The 19,300-nt window shown below is 73.1% G+C and carries 18 protein-coding genes and 1 other RNA gene; 12 read left to right on the top strand and 7 right to left on the bottom strand.

Annotated elements, in window-relative coordinates:
- The first annotated feature begins 34 nt into the window (after positions 1-34).
- The 6 genes from ACFY0D_RS24040 to efeU all read left to right on the top strand — a co-directional run bounded on the left by ACFY0D_RS24040 (position 35) and on the right by efeU (position 6,905).
- A complete protein-coding gene (locus tag ACFY0D_RS24040; RefSeq protein ID WP_390800128.1) occupies positions 35-1,102 on the top strand; it encodes a hemin ABC transporter substrate-binding protein in 1,068 nt (355 codons plus the stop codon).
- 92 nt (positions 1,103-1,194) lie between these two features.
- A complete protein-coding gene (locus ACFY0D_RS24035) occupies positions 1,195-2,415 on the top strand; it encodes a FecCD family ABC transporter permease (RefSeq protein WP_390800127.1) in 1,221 nt (406 codons plus the stop codon).
- 47 nt (positions 2,416-2,462) lie between these two features.
- Positions 2,463-3,335 (top strand): heme ABC transporter ATP-binding protein, encoded by an 873-nt coding sequence (locus tag ACFY0D_RS24030; protein ID WP_390800254.1) that lies wholly within the window; start codon positions 2,463-2,465, stop codon positions 3,333-3,335.
- 189 nt (positions 3,336-3,524) lie between these two features.
- Entirely contained in the window at positions 3,525-4,679 is a 1,155-nt protein-coding gene (efeO, locus tag ACFY0D_RS24025) for an iron uptake system protein EfeO (RefSeq protein WP_390800126.1), read from the top strand.
- 32 nt (positions 4,680-4,711) lie between these two features.
- Entirely contained in the window at positions 4,712-6,022 is a 1,311-nt protein-coding gene (gene efeB / locus ACFY0D_RS24020; protein ID WP_390800125.1) for an iron uptake transporter deferrochelatase/peroxidase subunit, read from the top strand.
- Positions 6,023-6,047: 25 nt separating this feature from the next.
- Positions 6,048-6,905, top strand: a complete 858-nt coding sequence (gene efeU / locus ACFY0D_RS24015; RefSeq protein ID WP_390800124.1) for an iron uptake transporter permease EfeU — start codon at positions 6,048-6,050, stop codon at positions 6,903-6,905.
- A gap of 57 nt (positions 6,906-6,962) precedes the next feature.
- Here the strand turns inward: efeU and ACFY0D_RS24010 are convergent, their stop codons facing one another.
- From ACFY0D_RS24010 to ACFY0D_RS24000, 3 genes are all read right to left on the bottom strand, one after another.
- A complete protein-coding gene (locus ACFY0D_RS24010; protein ID WP_390800123.1) occupies positions 6,963-7,526 on the bottom strand; it encodes a GNAT family N-acetyltransferase in 564 nt (187 codons plus the stop codon).
- A gap of 73 nt (positions 7,527-7,599) precedes the next feature.
- Positions 7,600-8,463 carry a PhzF family phenazine biosynthesis protein gene (locus tag ACFY0D_RS24005; protein ID WP_390800122.1) on the bottom strand — a complete coding sequence of 288 codons (864 nt, stop codon included), beginning with the start codon at positions 8,461-8,463 and terminating at the stop codon, positions 7,600-7,602.
- Positions 8,464-8,527: 64 nt separating this feature from the next.
- Positions 8,528-9,289: an SDR family oxidoreductase gene (locus ACFY0D_RS24000; RefSeq protein WP_390800121.1), complete on the bottom strand. Its 762-nt coding sequence runs from the start codon at positions 9,287-9,289 to the stop codon at positions 8,528-8,530.
- Between the two features lie 108 nt (positions 9,290-9,397).
- Here ACFY0D_RS24000 and ACFY0D_RS23995 point away from each other — a divergent pair, with 108 nt between their 5' ends.
- Together ACFY0D_RS23995 and ACFY0D_RS23990 are read left to right on the top strand one after the other, a co-directional pair.
- Complete coding sequence (locus ACFY0D_RS23995) at positions 9,398-10,711, top strand: Bcr/CflA family multidrug efflux MFS transporter (protein WP_390800120.1); 1,314 nt, start codon at positions 9,398-9,400, stop codon at positions 10,709-10,711.
- Between the two features lie 136 nt (positions 10,712-10,847).
- Positions 10,848-11,846, top strand: a complete 999-nt coding sequence (locus ACFY0D_RS23990) for a small ribosomal subunit Rsm22 family protein (protein WP_390800119.1) — start codon at positions 10,848-10,850, stop codon at positions 11,844-11,846.
- 12 nt (positions 11,847-11,858) lie between these two features.
- Here the strand turns inward: ACFY0D_RS23990 and ddaH are convergent, their stop codons facing one another.
- The gene (gene ddaH, locus ACFY0D_RS23985; RefSeq protein ID WP_390800118.1) at positions 11,859-12,731 is read right to left on the bottom strand and encodes a dimethylargininase; all 873 of its coding nucleotides are present in this window, start codon (positions 12,729-12,731) and stop codon (positions 11,859-11,861) included.
- A gap of 81 nt (positions 12,732-12,812) precedes the next feature.
- Between ddaH and ACFY0D_RS23980 the strand changes: the two genes are divergently transcribed.
- Together ACFY0D_RS23980 and ACFY0D_RS23975 are read left to right on the top strand one after the other, a co-directional pair.
- Positions 12,813-13,424, top strand: coding sequence for a TetR/AcrR family transcriptional regulator (locus ACFY0D_RS23980; RefSeq protein ID WP_390800117.1), 612 nt, complete (start codon positions 12,813-12,815; stop codon positions 13,422-13,424).
- Between the two features lie 170 nt (positions 13,425-13,594).
- Positions 13,595-14,344 carry a bifunctional DNA primase/polymerase gene (locus tag ACFY0D_RS23975; protein ID WP_390800116.1) on the top strand — a complete coding sequence of 250 codons (750 nt, stop codon included), beginning with the start codon at positions 13,595-13,597 and terminating at the stop codon, positions 14,342-14,344.
- A gap of 219 nt (positions 14,345-14,563) precedes the next feature.
- On the opposite strand, the gene yaaA is transcribed toward ACFY0D_RS23975, so the two are convergent.
- Entirely contained in the window at positions 14,564-15,367 is an 804-nt protein-coding gene (gene yaaA, locus ACFY0D_RS23970) for a peroxide stress protein YaaA (protein ID WP_390800115.1), read from the bottom strand.
- A gap of 279 nt (positions 15,368-15,646) precedes the next feature.
- On the opposite strand from yaaA, the gene ACFY0D_RS23965 reads away from it, so the two are divergent.
- Positions 15,647-17,089 (top strand): RNB domain-containing ribonuclease, encoded by a 1,443-nt coding sequence (locus ACFY0D_RS23965; protein WP_390800114.1) that lies wholly within the window; start codon positions 15,647-15,649, stop codon positions 17,087-17,089.
- Here ACFY0D_RS23965 and ACFY0D_RS23960 read toward each other — a convergent pair.
- The gene (locus ACFY0D_RS23960) at positions 17,086-17,922 is read right to left on the bottom strand and encodes a hypothetical protein (RefSeq protein ID WP_390800113.1); all 837 of its coding nucleotides are present in this window, start codon (positions 17,920-17,922) and stop codon (positions 17,086-17,088) included. The genes ACFY0D_RS23965 and ACFY0D_RS23960 overlap by 4 nt on opposite strands.
- Positions 17,919-18,653 carry a MerR family transcriptional regulator gene (locus ACFY0D_RS23955; RefSeq protein WP_390800112.1) on the bottom strand — a complete coding sequence of 245 codons (735 nt, stop codon included), beginning with the start codon at positions 18,651-18,653 and terminating at the stop codon, positions 17,919-17,921. The genes ACFY0D_RS23960 and ACFY0D_RS23955 overlap by 4 nt, the downstream gene beginning before the upstream one ends.
- 87 nt (positions 18,654-18,740) lie before the next feature.
- Here ACFY0D_RS23955 and rnpB point away from each other — a divergent pair.
- Positions 18,741-19,142: RNase P RNA component class A (rnpB, locus tag ACFY0D_RS23950), an RNA gene on the top strand.
- Positions 19,143-19,300 lie beyond the last annotated feature (158 nt).

The following is a 19,300-nucleotide window of genomic DNA, read 5'->3' as shown; positions in this document are numbered from 1 at the left end:
CAAGGTTAGGCTAACCTAAGCTAACCACGGCCGGATGAACACCCCCCGGTCTCCAGAACCTCAGTCGGACGATCAGGACGGTGCCTTCGTGCCTACGCCCGCCGCGTCACACCGCTTCCCCCGTCTCGCAGTTGCCGTGGCAGCACTGGCACTCGCACTGACGGCCTGCGGAGGTACGGCCACCACCCCGGGCTCATCCGCCCCCACCGCAGCCGCGGTCCCGGACCGGCTGGAACCGCTCCCGGCGCCCCAGCCCGCCCTGCCGGTCACCGTGCCCTCGGTCGACGGCGCCCAGGTCACGGTCACGTCCACGGACCGGGTCGTCCCCCTGAGCGGCAGCCTCAACGAGATCGTCCACACCCTGGGCCTCGGCAAGCAGGTCGTCGCCCGGGACATCACGGCCACCTTCGAACAGGCCGCCCTGCTGCCGGTGGTGACACGTGGACACGACGTCTCCGCGGAGAGCGTCCTGTCCTTGCGCCCGACCCTCGTCATCGCGGAGACCACCAGCGGCCCCGGAGAAGCGATTCAGCAGATCCGCGACGCCGGCGTCCCGGTCCTCGTCATCGCCCCCGCCAAGGGCCTGGACGACGTACCGAAGCGCATCGACGCCGTGGCCGCCGCGCTCGGCGTCAAGGAAGCCGGTACGCAGCTGAACCAGCGCACCGCCGACCGGATCGCCACCGTCCGCAAGGACATCCCGGCCGCCTCCGGCAAGAAGCCCCGGGTGGCCTTCCTCTACCTGCGCGGCACCGCCTCCGTCTACCTGCTGGGCGGTTCGGACTCCGGCGCGGCCTCCCTGCTGGAAGCGGCCGGCGCGGTCGACACCGGCAAGGACTCCGGACTCGGCAAGGACTTCACCCCGATCACCAGCGAGGCCCTGGCGGCCGCCGCGCCCGACGCGATCCTCGTCATGGCCAAGGGCCTCGAATCGGTCGGCGGCATCGACGGCCTGGTGAAGATCCCGGGCGTCGCCCAGACCCCGGCCGGCATGGACCGCCGGGTGGTCACGGTCGACGACGGCGTCCTCCTCAACTACGGCCCCCGCACCGACCAGGTCCTCTCCTCCCTGGTCACCCAGCTCTACGGCCGCCTGCGGTGACCCGCTACGACCCCGAAGCACGGACCGCTCCCGAGGACTCCAGCAAGCCGACAACCGCGGCGGCGCCGCACGGTTCCGAAGGGGACAGGTGTGTGCCGGGGCGATCCCCGCAGGGCACCGAACGCACTGCCGCCGCGCCTTCCGACCCCTCGTCACGTTCGGCGCCCGAGGAGACGCCCCGGCGCACGCCCGGCTCCGGCGGAACCGCCACCCCCGCCGACCCCGCCACCACCACCCCCGCAAAGCCCCGCAACCGCAACGCGAGCGCCAGCGCCAGCGGCAACCGCACCCGCCGACCCGCACTCCTCACCCTCGCCCTCGTCACCACCCTCGCCCTCCTCGCCCTGCTCTCCGCAGGAGTCGGCGCCTACGACATCCCCCTCGCGGACGTCCTCGCCTCCGTCCGGCACCACCTCGGCCTCGGCGGAGCCCCCCTCGACCGGGTCGGCGAGAGCGTGCTGTGGAACGTCCGTCTCCCCCGTGTCGTACTCGCCCTGCTCGTCGGCGCCAGCCTCGGCTGCGCGGGCGCGCTCATGCAGGGCGTCTTCGGCAACCCCCTCGCCGAGCCCGGCGTCATCGGCATCTCGGCCGGCGCCGCCGTCGGCGCGGTCGCCGCCATCGGCCTCGGCCTCAGCTTCTTCGGCAACTGGACCATCACCGTCTGCGCGTTCATCGCCGGCCTGATCACCGTCAGCTCGGTCTACCTCCTCTCCCGCAACGGCGGGAAGACGGAGGTCGTCACCCTCATCCTCACCGGCATCGCCGTCAACTCCTTCGCCGGCGCCCTCATCGGCCTGTTCGTCTTCTTCGCGGACAGCGGTCAGGTCAACCAGATCACCTTCTGGCAGCTCGGCTCCCTCGCCCAGGCCACCTGGCCCAAGGTCCTCGCCGTCCTGCCCTGCGCCGTCGCCGGCCTGCTGATCGCCCCCTTCTACTCCCGCCGCCTCGACCTCCTCGCCCTCGGCGAACGTCCGGCCCGCCACCTCGGCATCGACGTCGAACGGCTGCGTCTCTCGCTCATCCTGGTCGTCGCGCTGCTCACCGCCGCCGCCGTCGCCGTGGCCGGCGTCATCACCTTCATCGGCCTGCTCGTCCCGCACCTGCTGCGCATGGCCAACGGGCCCGGCCACCGCTTCCTGGTCCCCGGTAGCGCCCTCGCCGGCGCCGTCGTCCTCGTCGCGGGCGACCTGGCCGCCCGTACCCTCGCCCAGCCCGCCGAGCTGCCGCTCGGTGTACTGACCGCCCTGATCGGCAGCCCGTTCTTCTTCTGGCTGCTGCGCCGCACCCGCCGCAAGCAAGGAGGCTGGGCGTGACCGACAGACCGAACGGCAAGCCGACGAACCAGCCGACGGACCAGCCGATGAGCAAGCCGACCGACAAGCCGACCGGGCCGCCGGCCAACAGGCTGACCCGGCTGCTCACCCGCTCGCGCAGGACCGTCCCCGCCCGCCCCGCCCGGGGCGACGCGGTCGCCGAAGCCGTGGACCTGCACCTGCGGCTCGGGCAGCGCGAGGTCCTCGCCGGGATCGACCTGACCGCCCGGGCCGGCGAGGTGCTCGCGCTCGTCGGCCCGAACGGCGCCGGCAAGTCCACACTGCTGGGCGCGCTCGCCGCCGACCTGCCCGCCGCCTCCGGCGTGGTCCGGATCGACGGCCGCCCGGTGGGCGACTGGAGCGCCCCGGATCTCGCCCTGCGCCGCTCCGTACTTCCCCAGTCGGCCGCGCTCTCCTTCCCCTTCCCGGTGGAGGACGTCGTACGGATGGGCCGTGCGCCCTGGGCCGGCACGCCCTTCGCCGAGGCCGACGAGGAGGCGGTGGCCGTCGCCATGGCCGCCACCGAGGTCACGGACTTCGCCGCCCGCCCCTTCTCCGCCCTCTCCGGCGGTGAGCGGGCCCGGGTCGCGCTGGCCCGCGTACTGGCCCAGCGGGCCCCGCTGCTGCTGCTCGACGAACCGACCGCCGCCCTCGACCTGCGCCACCAGGAACTCGTGCTGCGCATCTGCCGGGAGCGGGCCGCGGCCGGGGACGCGGTCGTCGTCGTCCTGCACGACCTGGGGCTGGCCGCCGCCTACGCGGACCGGGCCGCCGTCCTGCACGACGGGCGGATCGCCGCGGACGGCCCGCCCGCCGAGGTGTTCGAGGGCGAGCTGCTGAGCCGGGTCTACCGGCAGCCGGTGGAGGTGCTCCCGCACCCGCGCACCGGGGCCCCGCTGGTGGTTCCCGTACGGGCTTGACCTCCGCTTGACCGTGCCATGGGGCTGCCGTGGAGGCCCCGTGACAGGGCCGTGTCCAGGACCCAAACGTATGAGCTGAATCACGGTACGCGGGGGTATGGGTGAGGTAAGCCTCGGTTAAGTTAGGTCCGCCTCATCGGCCTTTCCCTCCTCGGGACGGCCCCCTCGTCCGACGCCAGGAGCCCCCATATGCGCCCCGCTCGCCTCACTGTCATCGCCGCGGCCTCCGTGGCGGCCGCACTGACCGCCGTCACCGGCTGCTCCCAGAAGAGCGACGCGGGCGGCAGCGACGCGATCAAGGTGGCGGCGTCCGACAGCGCCTGCGACGTGTCGAAGACGGAGTTCCCGGCCGGCAAGGTGCAGATCGACGTCGAGAACAAGGGCTCCAAGGTCACCGAGGTCTACGTCCTCTTCCCGGACGCCCGCATCGTGACCGAGCGCGAGAACATCGGCCCCGGCACCAAGGCCTCCATCACCGCCGAGATCAAGGCGGGCGACTACGAGATCGTCTGCAAGCCCGGCATGAAGGGCGACGGCATCTCCAAGAAGGTCAAGGCCACCGGCAAGGGCGGCGCCGAGGAGAAGCGCAGCCCCGAGGCGGACGCCGCCGTCGCCGCGTACCGCGCCTACGTGGTCCAGCAGGCCGAGGAGACCCTCCCCAAGGCGCAGGCCTTCGCGGACGCGGTGAAGGCCGGTGACATCGAGGGCGCGAAGAAGCTCTACGCCGGCTCGCGCATCGGCTGGGAGCGCACCGAGCCGGTCGCCGAGTCCTTCGGCGACATCGACCCGAAGGTCGACGTCCGCGAGGACGGCCTGGAGGCCGGCCAGGACCTGGAGAAGGACTGGACCGGCTGGCACCGCCTGGAGAAGGCCCTGTGGGCCGACAACAAGATCGGCGACCGCGAGAAGCAGCTCGCCGACACCCTGATGACGGACCTCACCGACTGGCAGAAGAAGGTCGGCCAGGCGGAGATCACCCCGACCTCGATCGCCAACGGCGCCAAGGAGCTCCTGGACGAGGTCGCCACCGGCAAGGTCACCGGCGAGGAGGAGCGCTACTCGCGCACCGACCTGGTCGACTTCAAGGCCAACGTCGAGGGTGCGCAGAAGGCGTACGAGCTGCTCAAGCCGATCGCTGCGAAGAACGACCCGGAGCTGGTCAAGCAGCTCGACACCCAGTTCGCGGCCCTGAACACCCTTCTCGACAAGTACCGCGCCGACCAGACCACCTACGAGTTCACCTCGTACGACAAGGTCGGCGAGCCGGAGCGCAAGGAGCTCTCGGACGGCGTGAACGCGCTCGCCGAGCCGCTCTCCAAGCTCGCTGCCGCGGTCACCAAGTAACCGGCGGAGACGGAAGCAGACGGGAGAGGACGATGACCGAGTCGGACTCGGCTGCGCAGCAGCCGCAGCAGCAGCAGTCTCAGCAGCACGGCGACGGCTCGGTGCCGGCCTCCGCCGCCGCGCCCTCACGACGTGCGGTGCTGGGCTGGGGCGGAGCCGGGTTCGCGCTCGGCGCCGCCGCGGCCGGCGGTGCGGTGACGGCCTTCGGCGGCGGCTCGGACATGGTCTCGGCCGCCGCGACCGGGGGCGCCGTGCCGTTCCACGGCGAGCACCAGGCCGGTATCGCGAGCGCCGTGCAGGACCGCCTGCACTTCGCGGCCTTCGACGTGAAGACGAAGGACCGCGAGGAACTGATCAAGCTCCTCAAGGAGTGGACGGTGGCGGCCCGGCTGATGACGGCCGGCCTGCCGGTCGGTGAGGGCGGCTTCGGCGGCCTCCCGGAGGCCCCGCCGGACGACACGGGCGAGGCACTGGGCCTGAAGGCCTCCCGCCTCACCCTGACCATCGGCTTCGGTCCGGGCCTGTTCGCCAAGGACCGGTTCGGGCTGGAGGGCAAGCGCCCCGAGGCACTGGTGGACCTGGAGCTGTTCCCCGGCGACAACCTGGACCCGGCCCGCTCCGGCGGCGACCTCTGCGTCCAGGCCTGCGCCGACGACCCGCAGGTCGCCGTGCACGCGATCCGCCAGCTGGCCCGCATCGGCTTCGGCCGCACCGCCATGCGCTGGTCGCAGCTCGGCTTCGGCAAGACCTCGTCGACCACCCCCGACGAGCAGACCCCGCGCAACATGATGGGCTTCAAGGACGGCACCCGGAACATCTCCGGCACCGACAAGGCCGCCCTGGACAAGCACGTGTGGGTCGGCGCGGGCGACGGCGGCGACTGGCTGACCGGTGGCTCGTACCTGGTGGCGCGCCGGATCCGGATGAACATCGAGACCTGGGACCGCACCCCGCTCCAGGAGCAGGAGGACATCTTCGGCCGTGACAAGGGCGAGGGCGCCCCGGTCGGCAAGTCCAAGGAGCGCGACGAGCCGTTCCTGAAGGCGATGAAGCCGGAGGCGCACGTGCGCCTCGCCCACCCGGACACCAACAACGGTGCGACGATCCTGCGCCGCGGCTACTCCTTCACCGACGGCACGGACGGACTGGGCCGTCTGGACGCGGGCCTGTTCTTCCTCGCCTACCAGCGCGACATACGCAAGGGCTTCATCCCGATCCAGCGCAATCTGGCCCGGTCCGACGTCCTCAACGAATACATCCAGCACGTGGGTTCGGCCGTCTTCGCCGTCCCGCCGGGCGTCCGCGACAAGGACGACTGGTGGGGCCGGACGCTGTTCGCGTAGTCCCCGCCGGAGAGGAACCACCGCCGTGTTCGGCAACTATCTGATCGGCCTGCGCGAGGGGCTGGAGGCCAGCCTGGTCGTCTGCATCCTCGTCGCTTACCTGGTGAAGACCGGGCGCCGGGACGCGCTGCGTCCCGTGTGGCTGGGCATCGCGATCGCCTGCGCGCTCTCCCTCGCCTTCGGCGCGATGCTCGAATTCGGCACCCAGGAGCTGACCTTCGAGGCTCAGGAGCTGCTCGGCGGCACCCTGTCGATCATCTCCGTGGGCCTGGTGACGTGGATGGTCTTCTGGATGAAGCGCACCGCGCGGCATCTGAAGGCCGATCTGCACGGCAAGCTCGACACGGCGCTGGCCATGGGCACCGGGGCACTGGTCGCCACCGCCTTCCTGGCCGTCGGCCGGGAGGGCCTGGAGACGGCCCTGTTCGTGTGGGCGTCGGTACGGGCCAGCGGCGAGGGCTCCTCGGCCCCGCTGATCGGTGTGCTGCTGGGCATCGCCACGGCGATCCTGCTGGGGTACCTCTTCTACCGGGGCACGCTGAAGATCAATCTGGCGAAGTTCTTCCGGTGGACCGGCGCCATGCTGGTGGTCGTCGCCGCGGGCGTGCTCGCGTACGGGGTGCACGACCTCCAGGAGGCGCGCTTCCTGGGCGGCCTGGGCGACAAGGCCTTCGACATCAGCGAGACGATCCCGCCGGACAGCTGGTACGGGACGCTGCTCAAGGGCGTCTTCAACTTCCAGCCCGACCCGACCGTCCTCCAGCTCACGGTCTGGCTGCTGTACCTGGTCCCCGTGCTGACGCTGTTCCTCGTGGACCGCGGCCGCCCGGCGGCCGCGCCGAAGGTGCGGCCCGCGGACTCGGACTCCACGCCCGCCAACTGAGGGCGTCCGGCCGAGCGGCCGCCGCCGGCAGGCTGTGGTGAGGGGCCTTCGGGCCCGTCACCACAGCCTGTCGGTGTTTCCGGGGTGGAGCGGGACGCGGACGCCCGTGAAGGCGGCGCGGTCCCGGCCCGGGTCGTCCGTGAAGAAGGCCGCGAGCACCACCTTGTCGAAGCCGGGGCCGTCGGTGGCCAGGGGATCCTCGGGGGTCCCGCCCACCAGGACCGTGCCGGGCAGCACTGCGAAGCCGGCCGCCTCGTAGAAGGCCGCCAGGGGCCGGTCGCAGCTGAACAGCGCCAGGTCCACGGCCGGGTCCGCCGCCAGCTCGGCGCGGGCCGCGGCCACGAGCCGCGCCCCGCATCCCCGGCCACGCAGCGTGGGCCGGGTCACGACCGCGCTCAGCCCGGCCGCCCGGTAGGTCCGCCCCGCGAGCCGGATCTCCTTGAACAGCAGTGCCAGCGAGGCGGCCACGGTGCCGTCCGCGGCCAGCAGGAGCAGGGCCCGCGGGGCCAGGGCCGGGTCGTGCCCGGGCTCGGACCCCGGCCAGGCCGCGTCCTCCAGCTCCGCGACCTGCCGCGCCAGCCCTGCGGGCAGGTCCGCCTCGGCGCATCCGGTCACCCTCACGAATCCAGCCCCTCCGGCGTTTGAGGAGCGGGGTCCGGGGCCGAGCCCCGGGAATCCGGGCCGATGGATTCGCTCACGGGATGCGGACGCCCTCGCCGCCCACCCTGACCCGGGGGTCACCGGCGCGCAGTTCCACCGTGAGCACCCCGGGGCGGCCCATGTCCGTTCCCTGGTGCAGGGTGAGCACGGCGTCCGCCGGGACCAGGCCGCGCTCGCGGGCGTACGCGCCGAAGGCGGCCGCGGCGGCTCCCGTGGCGGGGTCCTCGACCACACCGCCCACCGGGAAGGGGTCGCGTACGTGGAACTCGGCCGGTCCGGCCCGGTGCACCAGCTGGACCGTGGTGAGGTCCAGGCGCCGCATCAGGGCCTCCAGCCGGGCGAAGTCGTAGTCCAGGTGCGCGAGCCGGGCCCGGGTGCGGGCGCCGAGCACCAGGTGCCGGGCCCCGGCGTAGGCGATCGCGGGCGGGAACGCCGGGTCCAGGTCGGCCTCGGGCCAGTCCAGCGCGGCCAGTGCCTCGGCGAGGTCCGCCGCGCCGATCTCCTCGGTGTGCGGCTCGACGCTGGTGAGCGTGGCCCGCAGTTGCCCGCCCTCCGAGGTGACGGACACCGGTACGGTCCCCGCCCGGGTGGCGAGGAGGAGCTCGCCCGGCCCGATCCGCTCCCCCAGCGCGACGGCCGTGGCCACGGTCGCGTGCCCGCAGAAGGGGACCTCCGCCTTGGGGCTGAAGTAGCGCACGGTGAAGGACCGGCCCTCCTCACCGCCGAACCCCTCGGGCGGGGCCGTCAGGAAGGCCGTCTCGCTGTAGCCCAGCCCGGCGGCGATCTCCAGCATGGCGCGCTCGTCCAGCCCCGCGGCGTCGAGCACGACCCCGGCGGGGTTGCCGCCGTCCGGATCGTGGGAGAAGGCGGTGTAGCGCAGCACCTCGGTGTCGGTCATGCGGCCATGATCGTCCGCGTCCCGGCGGCCTGGCAATGCGTTTCGGCGGTGGATCCGGCGTGGCTCAGCCGCGGCCGATGTACGGCATCGAGGTCGCCATCACCGTCGCGAACTGCACGTTCGCCTCCAGCGGGAGCTCCGCCATGTGCAGGACCGTACGGGCCACGTCGGCGGCGTCCATCACGGGCTCGACGGCCAGCTGCCCGTTGGCCTGGAGGATGCCGGTCTGCATCCGCTCGGTCATCTCGGTCGCCGCGTTGCCGATGTCGATCTGGCCGCAGGCGATCCGGTACGGCCGCCCGTCCAGCGACAGGGACTTGGTCAGGCCGGTCATCGCGTGCTTGGTCGCGGTGTAGGCGACGGAGTTCGGGCGGGGCACGTGGGCCGAGATGGAGCCGTTGTTGATGATGCGGCCGCCCTGCGGGTCCTGCCGCTTCATCTGCCGGAAGGCGGCCTGCGCGCACAGGAAGGAGCCGGTGAGGTTGACGTCGACGACCGAGCGCCAGGCCTCGTAGGTGAGGTCCTCCAGCGGGACCCCGCCCGGTCCGAAGGTGCCCGCGTTGTTGAAGAGCAGGTCGAGGCGCCCGTAGCGGGCGCGGACCGACTCGAACAGAGCAGCCACGTCGTCCGGGTCGCTCACGTCCGCCCGTACGCACAGCACGTCGCCGTCCTCCCCGGCGGCCTGGGCGGTCTCCTCCAGCGGTTCGGTGCGGCGGCCGGCCACGGCCACGGCCCAGCCCGCGGCGGCCAGGGTCAGCGCCACGGAGCGGCCGATCCCGGAGCCGGCGCCGGTCACCAGGGCGATCTTCTTCGTACTTTCGTCCATGGGGCCGCAGGGTACGTCACACGGCGCCCCGTTCCCCGGACGTTCCGATTGCTGAGAGCATGGGTCGGTCAGGGGTGCGTAGATCAGATGAGAAGACTGGAGTTCTGCATGTCGGAGAGAGGCCCCGCGACGGCCGCCTCGCACGACTCGTCGCCCGAATCGCCCTCCGCCCCCACCGCCACGGTGCCCCTGACGGCCGCACGCCGCACGGGCCTTCTGGTCACCTTCGTACTCGGCGGGCTCACCGCCCTCCCCCCGCTGTCCATGGACATGTACCTGCCGGCCCTGCCGCAGGTCACCGAGGCCCTGAACAGCCCTGCCGCGACCGTCCAGCTCACCCTCACGGCCTGCCTCGCCGGCATGGCCCTGGGCCAGCTCGTCATCGGCCCGATGAGCGACAAGTGGGGCCGCCGCCGGCCCCTGCTCATCGGCATGGTCGTCTACGTCCTGGCCACCGCGATCTGCGCGCTCGCCCCGACCACCGAGCTGCTGATCTCCTTCCGGCTGCTCCAGGGCCTGGCCGGCGCCGCCGCGATCGTCATCGCCCGGGCCGTCGTACGCGACCTGTACGACGGGGTCGAGATGGCGCGCTTCTTCTCCACCCTGATGCTCATATCCGGGGCCGCCCCGATCATCGCCCCGCTCATCGGCGGCCAGGTGCTGCGCTTCGCCGACTGGCGCGGGGTCTTCCTCGTCCTGACCGTCGTCGGCACGGTGCTCACCCTGATGGTCTGGCGCGGCCTCGGCGAGACCCTGCCGCCCGAGCGGCGGCACACCGGCGGTGTCGGCTCCGCCCTGCGGACCATGCGGGGGCTGCTCGGCGACCGCGTCTTCGCCGGCTACACCCTGACCGGCGGCTTCTCCTTCGCCGTGCTCTTCTCCTACATATCCGCCTCGCCCTTCGTGATCCAGGAGATCTACGGGGCCTCGCCCCAGGCCTTCTCCCTGCTGTTCGGGCTCAACTCCGTCGGCCTGATCCTCGTCGGCCAGGTCAACGGCAAGCTGCTGGTGGGCCGGGTCCGCCTGGACAAGGTGCTGGCCGTCGGGCTCGCGGTCGTCCTGGCCGCCGCGGTGGCCCTGCTGCTGATGTCGACCGGGGTGTTCGGGGAGGTCGGGCTGACCCCGATCGCCGCCGCCCTGTTCGTCCTGATGTCGGCGATGGGCGTGGTGCTGCCGAACACCAACGCGCAGGCCCTGATGCGGACCCCGCACGCGGCCGGATCGGCCTCCGCGCTCCTCGGCACCTCCTCGTTCCTGATCGGCGCGATCGCCTCGCCGCTGGTGGGGATCGCGGGCGAGGACACGGCGGTACCGATGGCGCTGGTCCAGCTGGTGTGCGCCCTCCTCGCCGTGAGCACCTTCCTCGGCCTGTGCCGCCCGTGGCAGAGCCGATCCGCCGAATCCAGCCCCGCCGACGCTTGAGGCGCGGGGTCCGGGGCGGAGCCCCGATCCTTGAGCCGCACCGGACCGGCGGCCGCACCCGACCAGCCGGCCCCGCCCGGGACCGGCGGCCCCAGACCGGCGGCCCCGCCCCGGACCGGCGGCATAAACTTCGCAGGTGAACGCCTCCACCCCCACCTCCGCCGACACCCTCCGCCGCACGCTCGGCGGGCTGCTCGACGGGCTCCCGCCGAAGCAGGCCACGGCCGCCGTCGAGCGGCTCATCGCCAGCTACCGGGGGCAGACCCCGACCGACGCGCCCGTACTGCGTGACCGCTCCGACGTGGCGGCGTACGCGGCGTACCGGATGCCCGCCACCTTCGAGGCCGTCCGGGGCGCCCTCGACGGGCTGGCCGAGGCCGCGCCCGACTGGGCCCCGGGCTCGCACGTGGACGTGGGCGGCGGCACGGGCGCCGCGACCTGGGCGGTGGACGCCACCTGGGACGGCCCGCGGGAGACCACGGTGCTGGACTGGGCGGAGCCGGCCCTGGCCCTCGGCCGGGAACTGGCGGCCGCCTCGACCTCCGACGTGCTGCGCGGGGCCGCGTGGCGGCGGGCCGTCATCGGTTCGGGGCTGAGCCTCCCCGAGGCGGACCTCGTGACGGTCTCCTACGTACTGGGCGAACTGACCGTGCCGGCGCGCAGGGCCGTCGTCGCCGAGGCGGCGCGGGCCGGCCAGGCCGTGGTGCTGATCGAGCCGGGCACGCCGGAGGGGTACCTGCGTATCCGCGAGGCCCGTGACCAGCTGATCGAGGCCGGGCTGCGGATCGCCGCCCCGTGCCCGCACGACGGGACCTGCCCGATCGAGGTCGGCAAGGACTGGTGCCACTTCTCGGCGCGGGTCAGCCGGTCCTCCCTGCACCGGCAGGTCAAGGGCGGCTCACTTCCGTACGAGGACGAGAAGTTCAGCTACGTCGCCGCGACCCGCTTCCCGACGGAGCCGGCCGCCTCCCGGATCACGCGGAAGCCGCAGATCCGGAAGGGGCTCGTCCTGCTGGAGCTGTGCGGCCCCGAGGGAGCCGGCCTGACCCGGGTCAATGTGACCAAGCGCCACGGCGACCTCTACAAGGCCGCCCGGGACGCCGACTGGGGCCAGGCCTGGCCCCCGGCCCCGTAACGGGCCCCGGGTCTAAGGCCGCAGTTCCTGGGTGCAGCACTTCACGCTGCCGCCGCCCTTGAGCAGCTCGCCCAGGTCCATCGGGACCGGCTCGAACCCCCGGTCCCGCAGCGGCTCCAGCAGTCCGGTCGCCGCCTGCGGGAGCAGGACGTGCAGGCCGTCGGAGACCGCGTTCAGGCCGAGGGCGGCCGCGTCCCGGCCGTCGGCGATCAGGGCGTCCGGGAAGAGCCGCCTGAGCACGGCCTGGCTGCCGGGCGAGAAGGCGTCCGGGTAGTACATGATCTCGTCGCCGTCGAGGACGCTGAGCGCCGTGTCCAGGTGGTAGTAGCGCGGGTCCACCAGGTCCAGGCCGATGACCGGGCGGCCGAAGAACTCCTGGGCCTCGTCGTGCGAGAGCGGACTGGAGCGGAAGCCCCGGCCGGCCAGGATGTAGTTCGCGGTGACCGCGAAGTCCCCCTCGCCCTCGTTGACGTGGGACGGCTCGTGGATGTCCGGGTAGCCGTGGGTACGGAACCAGTCGAGGTGGATCTCGGCCTCGGCGGCCCGTTCCGGGTAGGCGAACCGGGCCCCGAGGACCCGGCCGTCGACGACGAGGGCCCCGTTCGCCGCGAAGACCATGTCGGGCAGCGCGGGGTCGGGTTCGAGGGTCTCGACGATGTGCCCGAGGGAACGGTAGCGGTCCCTCAGGTCTTCCCACTGGGCCAGTGCGAGGGGCAGGTCCACCGGTTTCGTGGGATCCATCCACGGATTGATGGAGTACGTGACCTTGAAGTGTGCGGGTGGGCACATCAGGTAGCGCCGGGGTGTGGCGTCTCTGCGCAAAGAAGGCTCCTCACGACTTACACGACTCGGGACGAGTGCTGGAGAGAATCGTCTCTCCTCCACCTGGACAGCACAGTGAACTGATTGGGTGGTTTACGCAAACCTGTGGAAAGACGAAACGTCTCGCTTTGATAGTTTCGGGCCATGCCCAAGATCCCTGACGCCACCCGCCGCAGCGACCGCTCCCGGCGCGCCATCCTCGACGCCGCGCTCGCCCTCGTCGGGGAGGTCGGCTACAACAAGCTGACCATCGAGGCCATCGCCGCCCGCGCGGGCGTCGGCAAGCAGACCATCTACCGCTGGTGGCCGTCGAAGGCCGCCGTCCTCCTCGACGCCTCCCTGGCCCTCGCCGGGGACGCGGAGACGGAGGCCGAGTGGACCGGCTTCCCCGACACCGGGGATCTCGCGGCCGACCTGAAGCACGTACTGCGGGCGACGGTCGACGAGTTCAACGACGAGAAGTACGAGGCTCCCGCGCGCGCCCTGACGGCGGCCGGGGCCACCGACCCCGAGCTCGGCGCCCGCTTCACCGAGAAGCTGCTGGAGCCCCAGCTCGCCCTGTACGAGGCCCGGCTGCACACGGCCCGGGAGGCCGGCCAGCTCGCGCCGGACACGGACCTGCGGCTGACCGTGGAGATGCTGGTGGGACCGCTGACCTACCGCTGGCTGCTGCGCACCGCGCCCCTGACGCACGCCTACACCGACGCGCTCGTGGACCGGGTACTGGGCGGGGTGGCCAACGTCACCGCCCGCTAGCGGGCAGGGAATCGAAGACCGGCCGAGAACATTTGGCCTGATTTTATGGTTATGTGGGGGTTTCCGGTCGCGCATCTCCAACCCCCCGGTCGTCAAGAGCGGTCACCCGGGGCTCAGGATGGTGGGACCATGGGTTGGTCCGCCGGGGATACGGTGAGGTGAGGGGATAGATGGGGTCTGAGTCCGGCCGCGTCAAACGCGGCGAGCAGAGCAGGATTTCCCAGTGGCTGCGCCGGCGGCAGAAACCCATCGCCGAGGACCCCGGAGCGGAGCGCGAGGCGCTCCTCCTGGCCGTCGCCGCTGCGGGCCTGCCGCTCGCCCCCGCCGCCCATCCCGCCGGTTACCGATGTTCGTGCGACCGGATCGGCTGTCCGACACCGGCCCGACATCCGATCTCCTTCGCCTGGCAGACCCAGTCGACCACCGACCGCGCACAGGTCGAACGCTGGGCGCGCAACCAGCCCCAGGCCAACTTCATCACCGCGACCGGCATGGTCCACGACGTGCTCGACGTCCCGCTGGAAGCCGGCACCGACGCCCTCGACCGGCTCCTGCTCGCCGGCATCAAGGTGGGCCCCGTCGCCGAGTCGGGCGGCACCGGTGACCAGGCCCGGATGCTCTTCTTCACCGCCACCCGCGGCACCCCCGAGGACGAGGACGAGTGGTGGCCCTGCGCACTGGACTGCCACCCCGAGACCATGGACGAACACCCGGGCCTGCGCTGGCACTGCCGCGGCAGCTACGTCCTGGTGCCGCCGGCGGCCCTGCCCGGTGACCAGGCGGTGACCTGGATCCGCGGCATGGAGCACCCCCTCCCGGACCCGCTCACCCTCCTCGAAACCCTGACGGACGCCTGTGCCACTTACGCGGGTACCGCGAACCTGACCCCGGCCGTGGTCGCCTGGCCCCTGGGCCACTAGCCCCGGGCTCCGCCCGGCCTTGGGGCTCCGCCCCAAACCCCGCGCCCCAAACGCCGGCGGGGCTGAAATTGCGCTCCGCGCACTCCAGCCCGCCAGCCACGCAGGGGAGCGCGGCTCAGCCAAAATCCAGCCTCGTCGGCGTTTGAGGCTCGGGGTCCGGGGCTGAGCCCCGGCTGCCGCGGTAGCGGTGTGCTCGGGCAGCGAACCGGCGGCGGCGCGTCAGTGGTGGATCTGCGTCACGACCACGTCGAGGGACCAGGCCTTGCCCGCCTTCGCGGGGGCCCCGGCCTCGACCACGTACCCCAGGTCCCGCAGGGCCGTGACCAGCTCGGCGGGTGAAGCCGGAGCGGCCCCGGCCAGCAGCAGGTCCCGGACCAGCCGCCCCTTCGTCGCCTTGTTGAAGTGGCTCACCACCGACCGCTTCTCGACCCCGTCCACCGTCTGCGAGTGCAGCACCCGGACGGTCGCGGTCCGACCCGCCACCTCGCCCTTCGGCTTCCATGCGGCCCCGTACGCCGCCGACCGCAGGTCCAGCACCAGCCCGTCCCCGGCCGCCTCCGGCATGACCTCCGCCATCGGCCCCCGCCAGTACGCGCCGAGCGCGCCCAGCCCGGGCAGCTTCACCCCCATCGAGCAGCGGTACGAGGGGATCGCGTCGGTGACCCGCACCGCACCCCACAGCCCCGAGAAGACGAGCAGCGCGTCCTCGGCCGACGCCCGCGCCGCCGCGGGCAGGCCGGCCAGGCCCAGCGCGTCGTAGAGCACGCCCGTGTAGATCTCGCCCGCCGGACGGGCCCCCGCCGTACGCAGCTCCGCGTTCTTGGCGACCTCGCCGCGCAGGCCCTCGCTCAGGCCCAGCACCTCGCGCGCCTTCAGCTCGTCCGCCGCGCACAGCTCGACCAGCTCCTCCAGCACCACCGCACGGGCCGGGGCCAGAGCGGGCAGCGACAGCGCCTCCGGCTTCAGGGGTGCGCCGGAGCCGCCGGCGGCCTTTCCTTCGGACGGCGGCAGCAGCACGAGCACGGTGGTTCTCCTTCGGTACGACGTCGCAGGGGGTGCGGCCCCCGAGCCAGGGTAGACGGCCCGGCACCCACCCCACCGCTCGCACGCGGGCCGCAGGCCCGGCACCCGGCATGATCACGTCAGTTTGGGGCGAGAGATGAGATGCGCCCACGCGAGCGGACGCAACACCACCCACATCGGGGTCTGCTTCATCGGAGAGGACGGCGACGCGACCCCCCGCGCGCTGTCGGCCACGCCGCTCGCCGCGCCGTCCGGGCCGGGCGCCCCTAGGCTCGACGCATGCCACGCCGTCAGATGCACATGACCGGCGCAGACGGGGCTGCTCTGCGGGCCGCGCTGCGTGAACTGCGGACGAAGCTGGAGGTGCCCGAGGCCTTCCCGGCGGCGGTCCTCGCCGAGGCCGAGCAGGCGGCGGCGCACCCCCGCCTCCCGGACCTGGACAGTACGGACATCCCCTTCTTCACGATCGACCCGCCGGCCTCCGTCGACCTCGACCAGGCCATGCACCTGGCGAAGCGCTCCGGCGGCGGCTACCGGGTCCACTACGCCATCGCCGACGTCGCCGCCTTCGTCACCCCCGGCGGCGCGCTCGACGCCGAGGCCCACCGCCGCGTGACCACCCTCTACTTCCCCGACGGAAAGGTCCCGCTGCACCCGGCCGTCCTCTCGGAGGGCGCGGCCAGCCTGCTGCCCGACCAGATCCGCCCGGCCCTGGTGTGGCGCTTCGACCTCGACCCCGACGGCCGGGTCGAGACCGTCGACGTCCGCCGCGCGCTGATCCGCAGCCGCGCCCGACTCGACTACGACGGGGTCCAGAAGGCCATCGACACCGGAACGGCGGAGGAGCCGCTCGCCCTCCTGAAGGACATCGGCCGGCTCCGCGAGGCCCTGGAACAGGCGCGCGGCGGCATCTCCCTCAACGTGCCCGAGCAGGAGGTCGTCGAGCGCGACGGCACGTACTCCCTGGCCTACCGGGCCCCGCTGCCCGCCGACGGCTGGAACGCGCAGATCTCCCTGATGACCGGCATGGCCGCGGCCGATCTGATGCTGGCCACCGGCACGGGCATCCTGCGCACGCTGCCCAGCGCCCCCGACGGCGCGGTCGGCAGGCTCCGGCGGACGGCGAAGGCCCTGCGGATCGACTGGCCGCACCACGTGCCGTACGCCGAACTCGTGCGCTCCCTCGACCCGCACCGGCCCGCCCACGCCGCCTTCCTCCAGGAGTGCACGGCCCTGCTGCGCGGCGCGGGCTACACGGTCTTCACCGGCGGCGAGAGCCCCGACCCGGCGATCCACTCCGCGGTGGCGGCTCCGTACACGCACTGCACCGCGCCGCTGCGCCGCCTCGTCGACCGGTACTCCGGCGAGCTGTGCGTGGCGGCCGTGGCCGGGACCGAACCGCCGCCGTGGGTGGTGGCGGCCCTCCCCGCGCTCCCGGACGAGATGGCGGAGGGCGGCCGGCTGGCGAACACGGTGGAGCGGGAGTCCGTGGACCTGGTCGAGGCCGCGGTGCTGAAGGACCGGGTCGGGGAGACCTTCGAGGCCACGGTCATCGACGTCAAGGACCGGGAGCCGCTGGTGGGCACGGTCCACCTGGAGGACCCGGCAGTGGTCGGCCGCGTCCGCTCCACCACGCTCGACCTGCCCCTGGGCGAACGGATCCGGGTCCGGCTGGCGGAGGCCGACCCGGGCACGTCGAAGATCCTCTTCGCGCCCGTCTAGGAGGCGGCGGGCTGTCGGCGCAGGGCGGTGACCAGGGCGCGGGGGTCGTCGGCGTGGAAGCGGACGGTCCGGGCCTCGCCTGTGGCGCCGAGCGGCCGGGTGAAGGGGAGCGGCCGGTTCAGTTCCAGGGTGACGGTGGTCTGGCTGCCGACGACGAGGTCGAGCACCCCGTCCTCGGACAGCGTGACCAGCCGGCCCTCGGGATAGCGCCGGTCCACGCGTACCGAGGCCACCGCGTCCGCCGGTATGGCCAGGTCGAACAGGGCCCCGTAGCGGATCCGCAGGGACCCGTCGGGGCGGACCACGTGCGGCCGGGTGACGCACGCGGCGTGCAGGGCGAGGACGAGCAGGATTCCGTACACGTCCAGCACCAGCATCACCCGGTGCACCGCCGGCCAGGGGATGAGCAGGGCCAGGCCGACGGTCTCGATCACCGACACGAAGAGCATCCCGTACATCATGGCCGTCTGCGGTCCGGTGTAGGCGGCGGCGAGGTCCCCGGGGCGCACCCCGTGCTTCCCGCGCACCGCCCACCGGCCGAGGGAGGCGATGGCGCGAAGCTCGTGCAGCACGAGCCGCCGCACCTGCACGGGGACCACGGCCCGGACCGCCGCCCGGCCGGCGGCCCGCCGGTCGGCGCCGCAGGCGCGCTCGGCGGCGTAGAGGCCGTGCAGCACCCAGGCCTCCAGCAGCAGCACGCCGACGAGGAGCGCCTCGGTGGCGGCGAGCACCCACCCGGGCGGGCGCACCCCGGCCGCCAGACACACCACGAGTGCCAGCTCCGCCGGGACGACGGCGGTGACGGCGATCCGCGCCGCCCGTATGCGGGTCATCCCCGCCCCCTCTCGATGAACGCCTCCATGACGAGGCGGACGACTTCGGCCTGCGCGGGCGCGTACTCGGCGAGCAGCGCCTCCTTGAACCCGGTCACGACCACCCCGTCGGTGGGGATCGCGGCGAACACCTCGTCGGGGACGGCCGCCACCAGCTCCGCCGCCAGGGGCGGGATCCGCGGGTCGTCCACGGGCGCGTCGGCGAGCTCGTCGAGGCGCACGTACAGCGCGAGCACGGCGGGATCGGCGGCCAGCGGGCCGAGCGCGGCGTAGATCTCCTGGCCGCCCGCGCCCGTGGCGTCGAGGAGGGTCAGGTGTTCGCGGTCCTTGGCGGCGGCCTTCGAGTCGGTCGGCGGCGCTTTCGCCAGCAGCGCGGCGAGCCCGGGCGAGAGCGGCTCGGCCTCCCCCGGCCCGGCGGCGAGCAGCACGGCGAGCCGGCGCCGCCGCTCCTGGATCTCGGCCTCCTGGCGGGCGAGGTCGGCGTCGAGTTCCGTGAGGACGTCGGCGAGTTCGCGCCCGGCATCGTCCGCGAGGACGTCCCGCACCTCGTCGAGGCTGAGTCCGAGCTCGGTGAGCCGGCGTACGCGGGCCAGCAGGACGGCGTCGCGGAGGCTGTAGGCCCGGTAGCCGTTGGGGCGCCGCTCCGGTTCCGGGAGCAGCCCGACATGGTGGTAGTGCCGGATCGCCCGGGTGGTGAGCCCGACGACCGCGGCGATCTCTCCGATCCGCATGCCCCCAGTAGAAACCCTGCCGCTGCGTCAAGGTCAAGCGAGGTCGGGCGGGGCCGTCGCCCCGGGTAACATGGTCGCCACGGCAGACGAGTCGGCCGGGCGGCCGCGTCGGGATCCTCGGATCCCGCCGAGGAACGTCCGGGCTCCACAGGGCAGGGTGGTGGGTAACGCCCACCCGGGGTGACCCGCGGGACAGTGCCACAGAAAACAGACCGCCAGGGGCTTCGGCCCTCGGTAAGGGTGAAACGGTGGTGTAAGAGACCACCAGCGCCTGAGGTGACTCAGGCGGCTAGGTAAACCCCACCCGGAGCAAGGTCAAGAGGATCCGTCCCCGGACGGGTCTGCGCGAACGCTTGAGGGCTGCCCGCCCGAGTTCGCGGGTAGACCGCACGAGGCCGGTGGCAACACCGGTCCTAGATGGATGGCCGTCTCCCCGGCGACCGCGAGGTCACCGGGCGACAGAACCCGGCGTACAGGCCGGCTCGTCTGCCGCTTCCACTCCCGTTCGGGGGCCAAGCGGTTCTCTTGGCTCCCGCCGGGGTGGCCGCTACCGACCGCAGGACGGTGGGGCGGTGTGGGGCGGTGCCCCGCCGGAGTGTCTCCTCGGCTCGCGCGGTACGGCATGTCGCGGCTGTACTCGGTGGTGC

It is taken from the genome of Streptomyces sp. NPDC001502 (assembly GCF_042894785.1).
GTDB classification, from domain to species: domain Bacteria; phylum Actinomycetota; class Actinomycetes; order Streptomycetales; family Streptomycetaceae; genus Streptomyces; species Streptomyces kutzneri.
The sequence above is the reverse complement of the archived record's forward strand: the minus strand, read 5'-3'. Positions and strand labels throughout refer to the sequence as shown.

Bases quoted from the DNA above. Each gene is read 5' to 3' on its own strand.
- ACFY0D_RS24040 (WP_390800128.1), top strand. From the start codon at position 35: ATGAACACCCCCCGGTCTCCAGAACCTCAGTCGGACGATCAGGACGGT.
- ACFY0D_RS24030 (WP_390800254.1), top strand. From the start codon at position 2,463: ATGAGCAAGCCGACCGACAAGCCGACCGGGCCGCCGGCCAACAGGCTG.
- ACFY0D_RS23965 (WP_390800114.1), top strand. From the start codon at position 15,647: ATGCCACGCCGTCAGATGCACATGACCGGCGCAGACGGGGCTGCTCTG.
- ACFY0D_RS23995 (WP_390800120.1), top strand. From the start codon at position 9,398: ATGTCGGAGAGAGGCCCCGCGACGGCCGCCTCGCACGACTCGTCGCCC.
- ACFY0D_RS24000 (WP_390800121.1), bottom strand. From the start codon at position 9,289: ATGGACGAAAGTACGAAGAAGATCGCCCTGGTGACCGGCGCCGGCTCC.
- ACFY0D_RS23960 (WP_390800113.1), bottom strand. From the start codon at position 17,922: ATGACCCGCATACGGGCGGCGCGGATCGCCGTCACCGCCGTCGTCCCG.
- efeO (WP_390800126.1), top strand. From the start codon at position 3,525: ATGCGCCCCGCTCGCCTCACTGTCATCGCCGCGGCCTCCGTGGCGGCC.
- ACFY0D_RS23980 (WP_390800117.1), top strand. From the start codon at position 12,813: ATGCCCAAGATCCCTGACGCCACCCGCCGCAGCGACCGCTCCCGGCGC.
- ACFY0D_RS23955 (WP_390800112.1), bottom strand. From the start codon at position 18,653: ATGCGGATCGGAGAGATCGCCGCGGTCGTCGGGCTCACCACCCGGGCG.
- ACFY0D_RS23975 (WP_390800116.1), top strand. From the start codon at position 13,595: ATGGGGTCTGAGTCCGGCCGCGTCAAACGCGGCGAGCAGAGCAGGATT.
- efeB (WP_390800125.1), top strand. From the start codon at position 4,712: ATGACCGAGTCGGACTCGGCTGCGCAGCAGCCGCAGCAGCAGCAGTCT.
- ACFY0D_RS24005 (WP_390800122.1), bottom strand. From the start codon at position 8,463: ATGACCGACACCGAGGTGCTGCGCTACACCGCCTTCTCCCACGATCCG.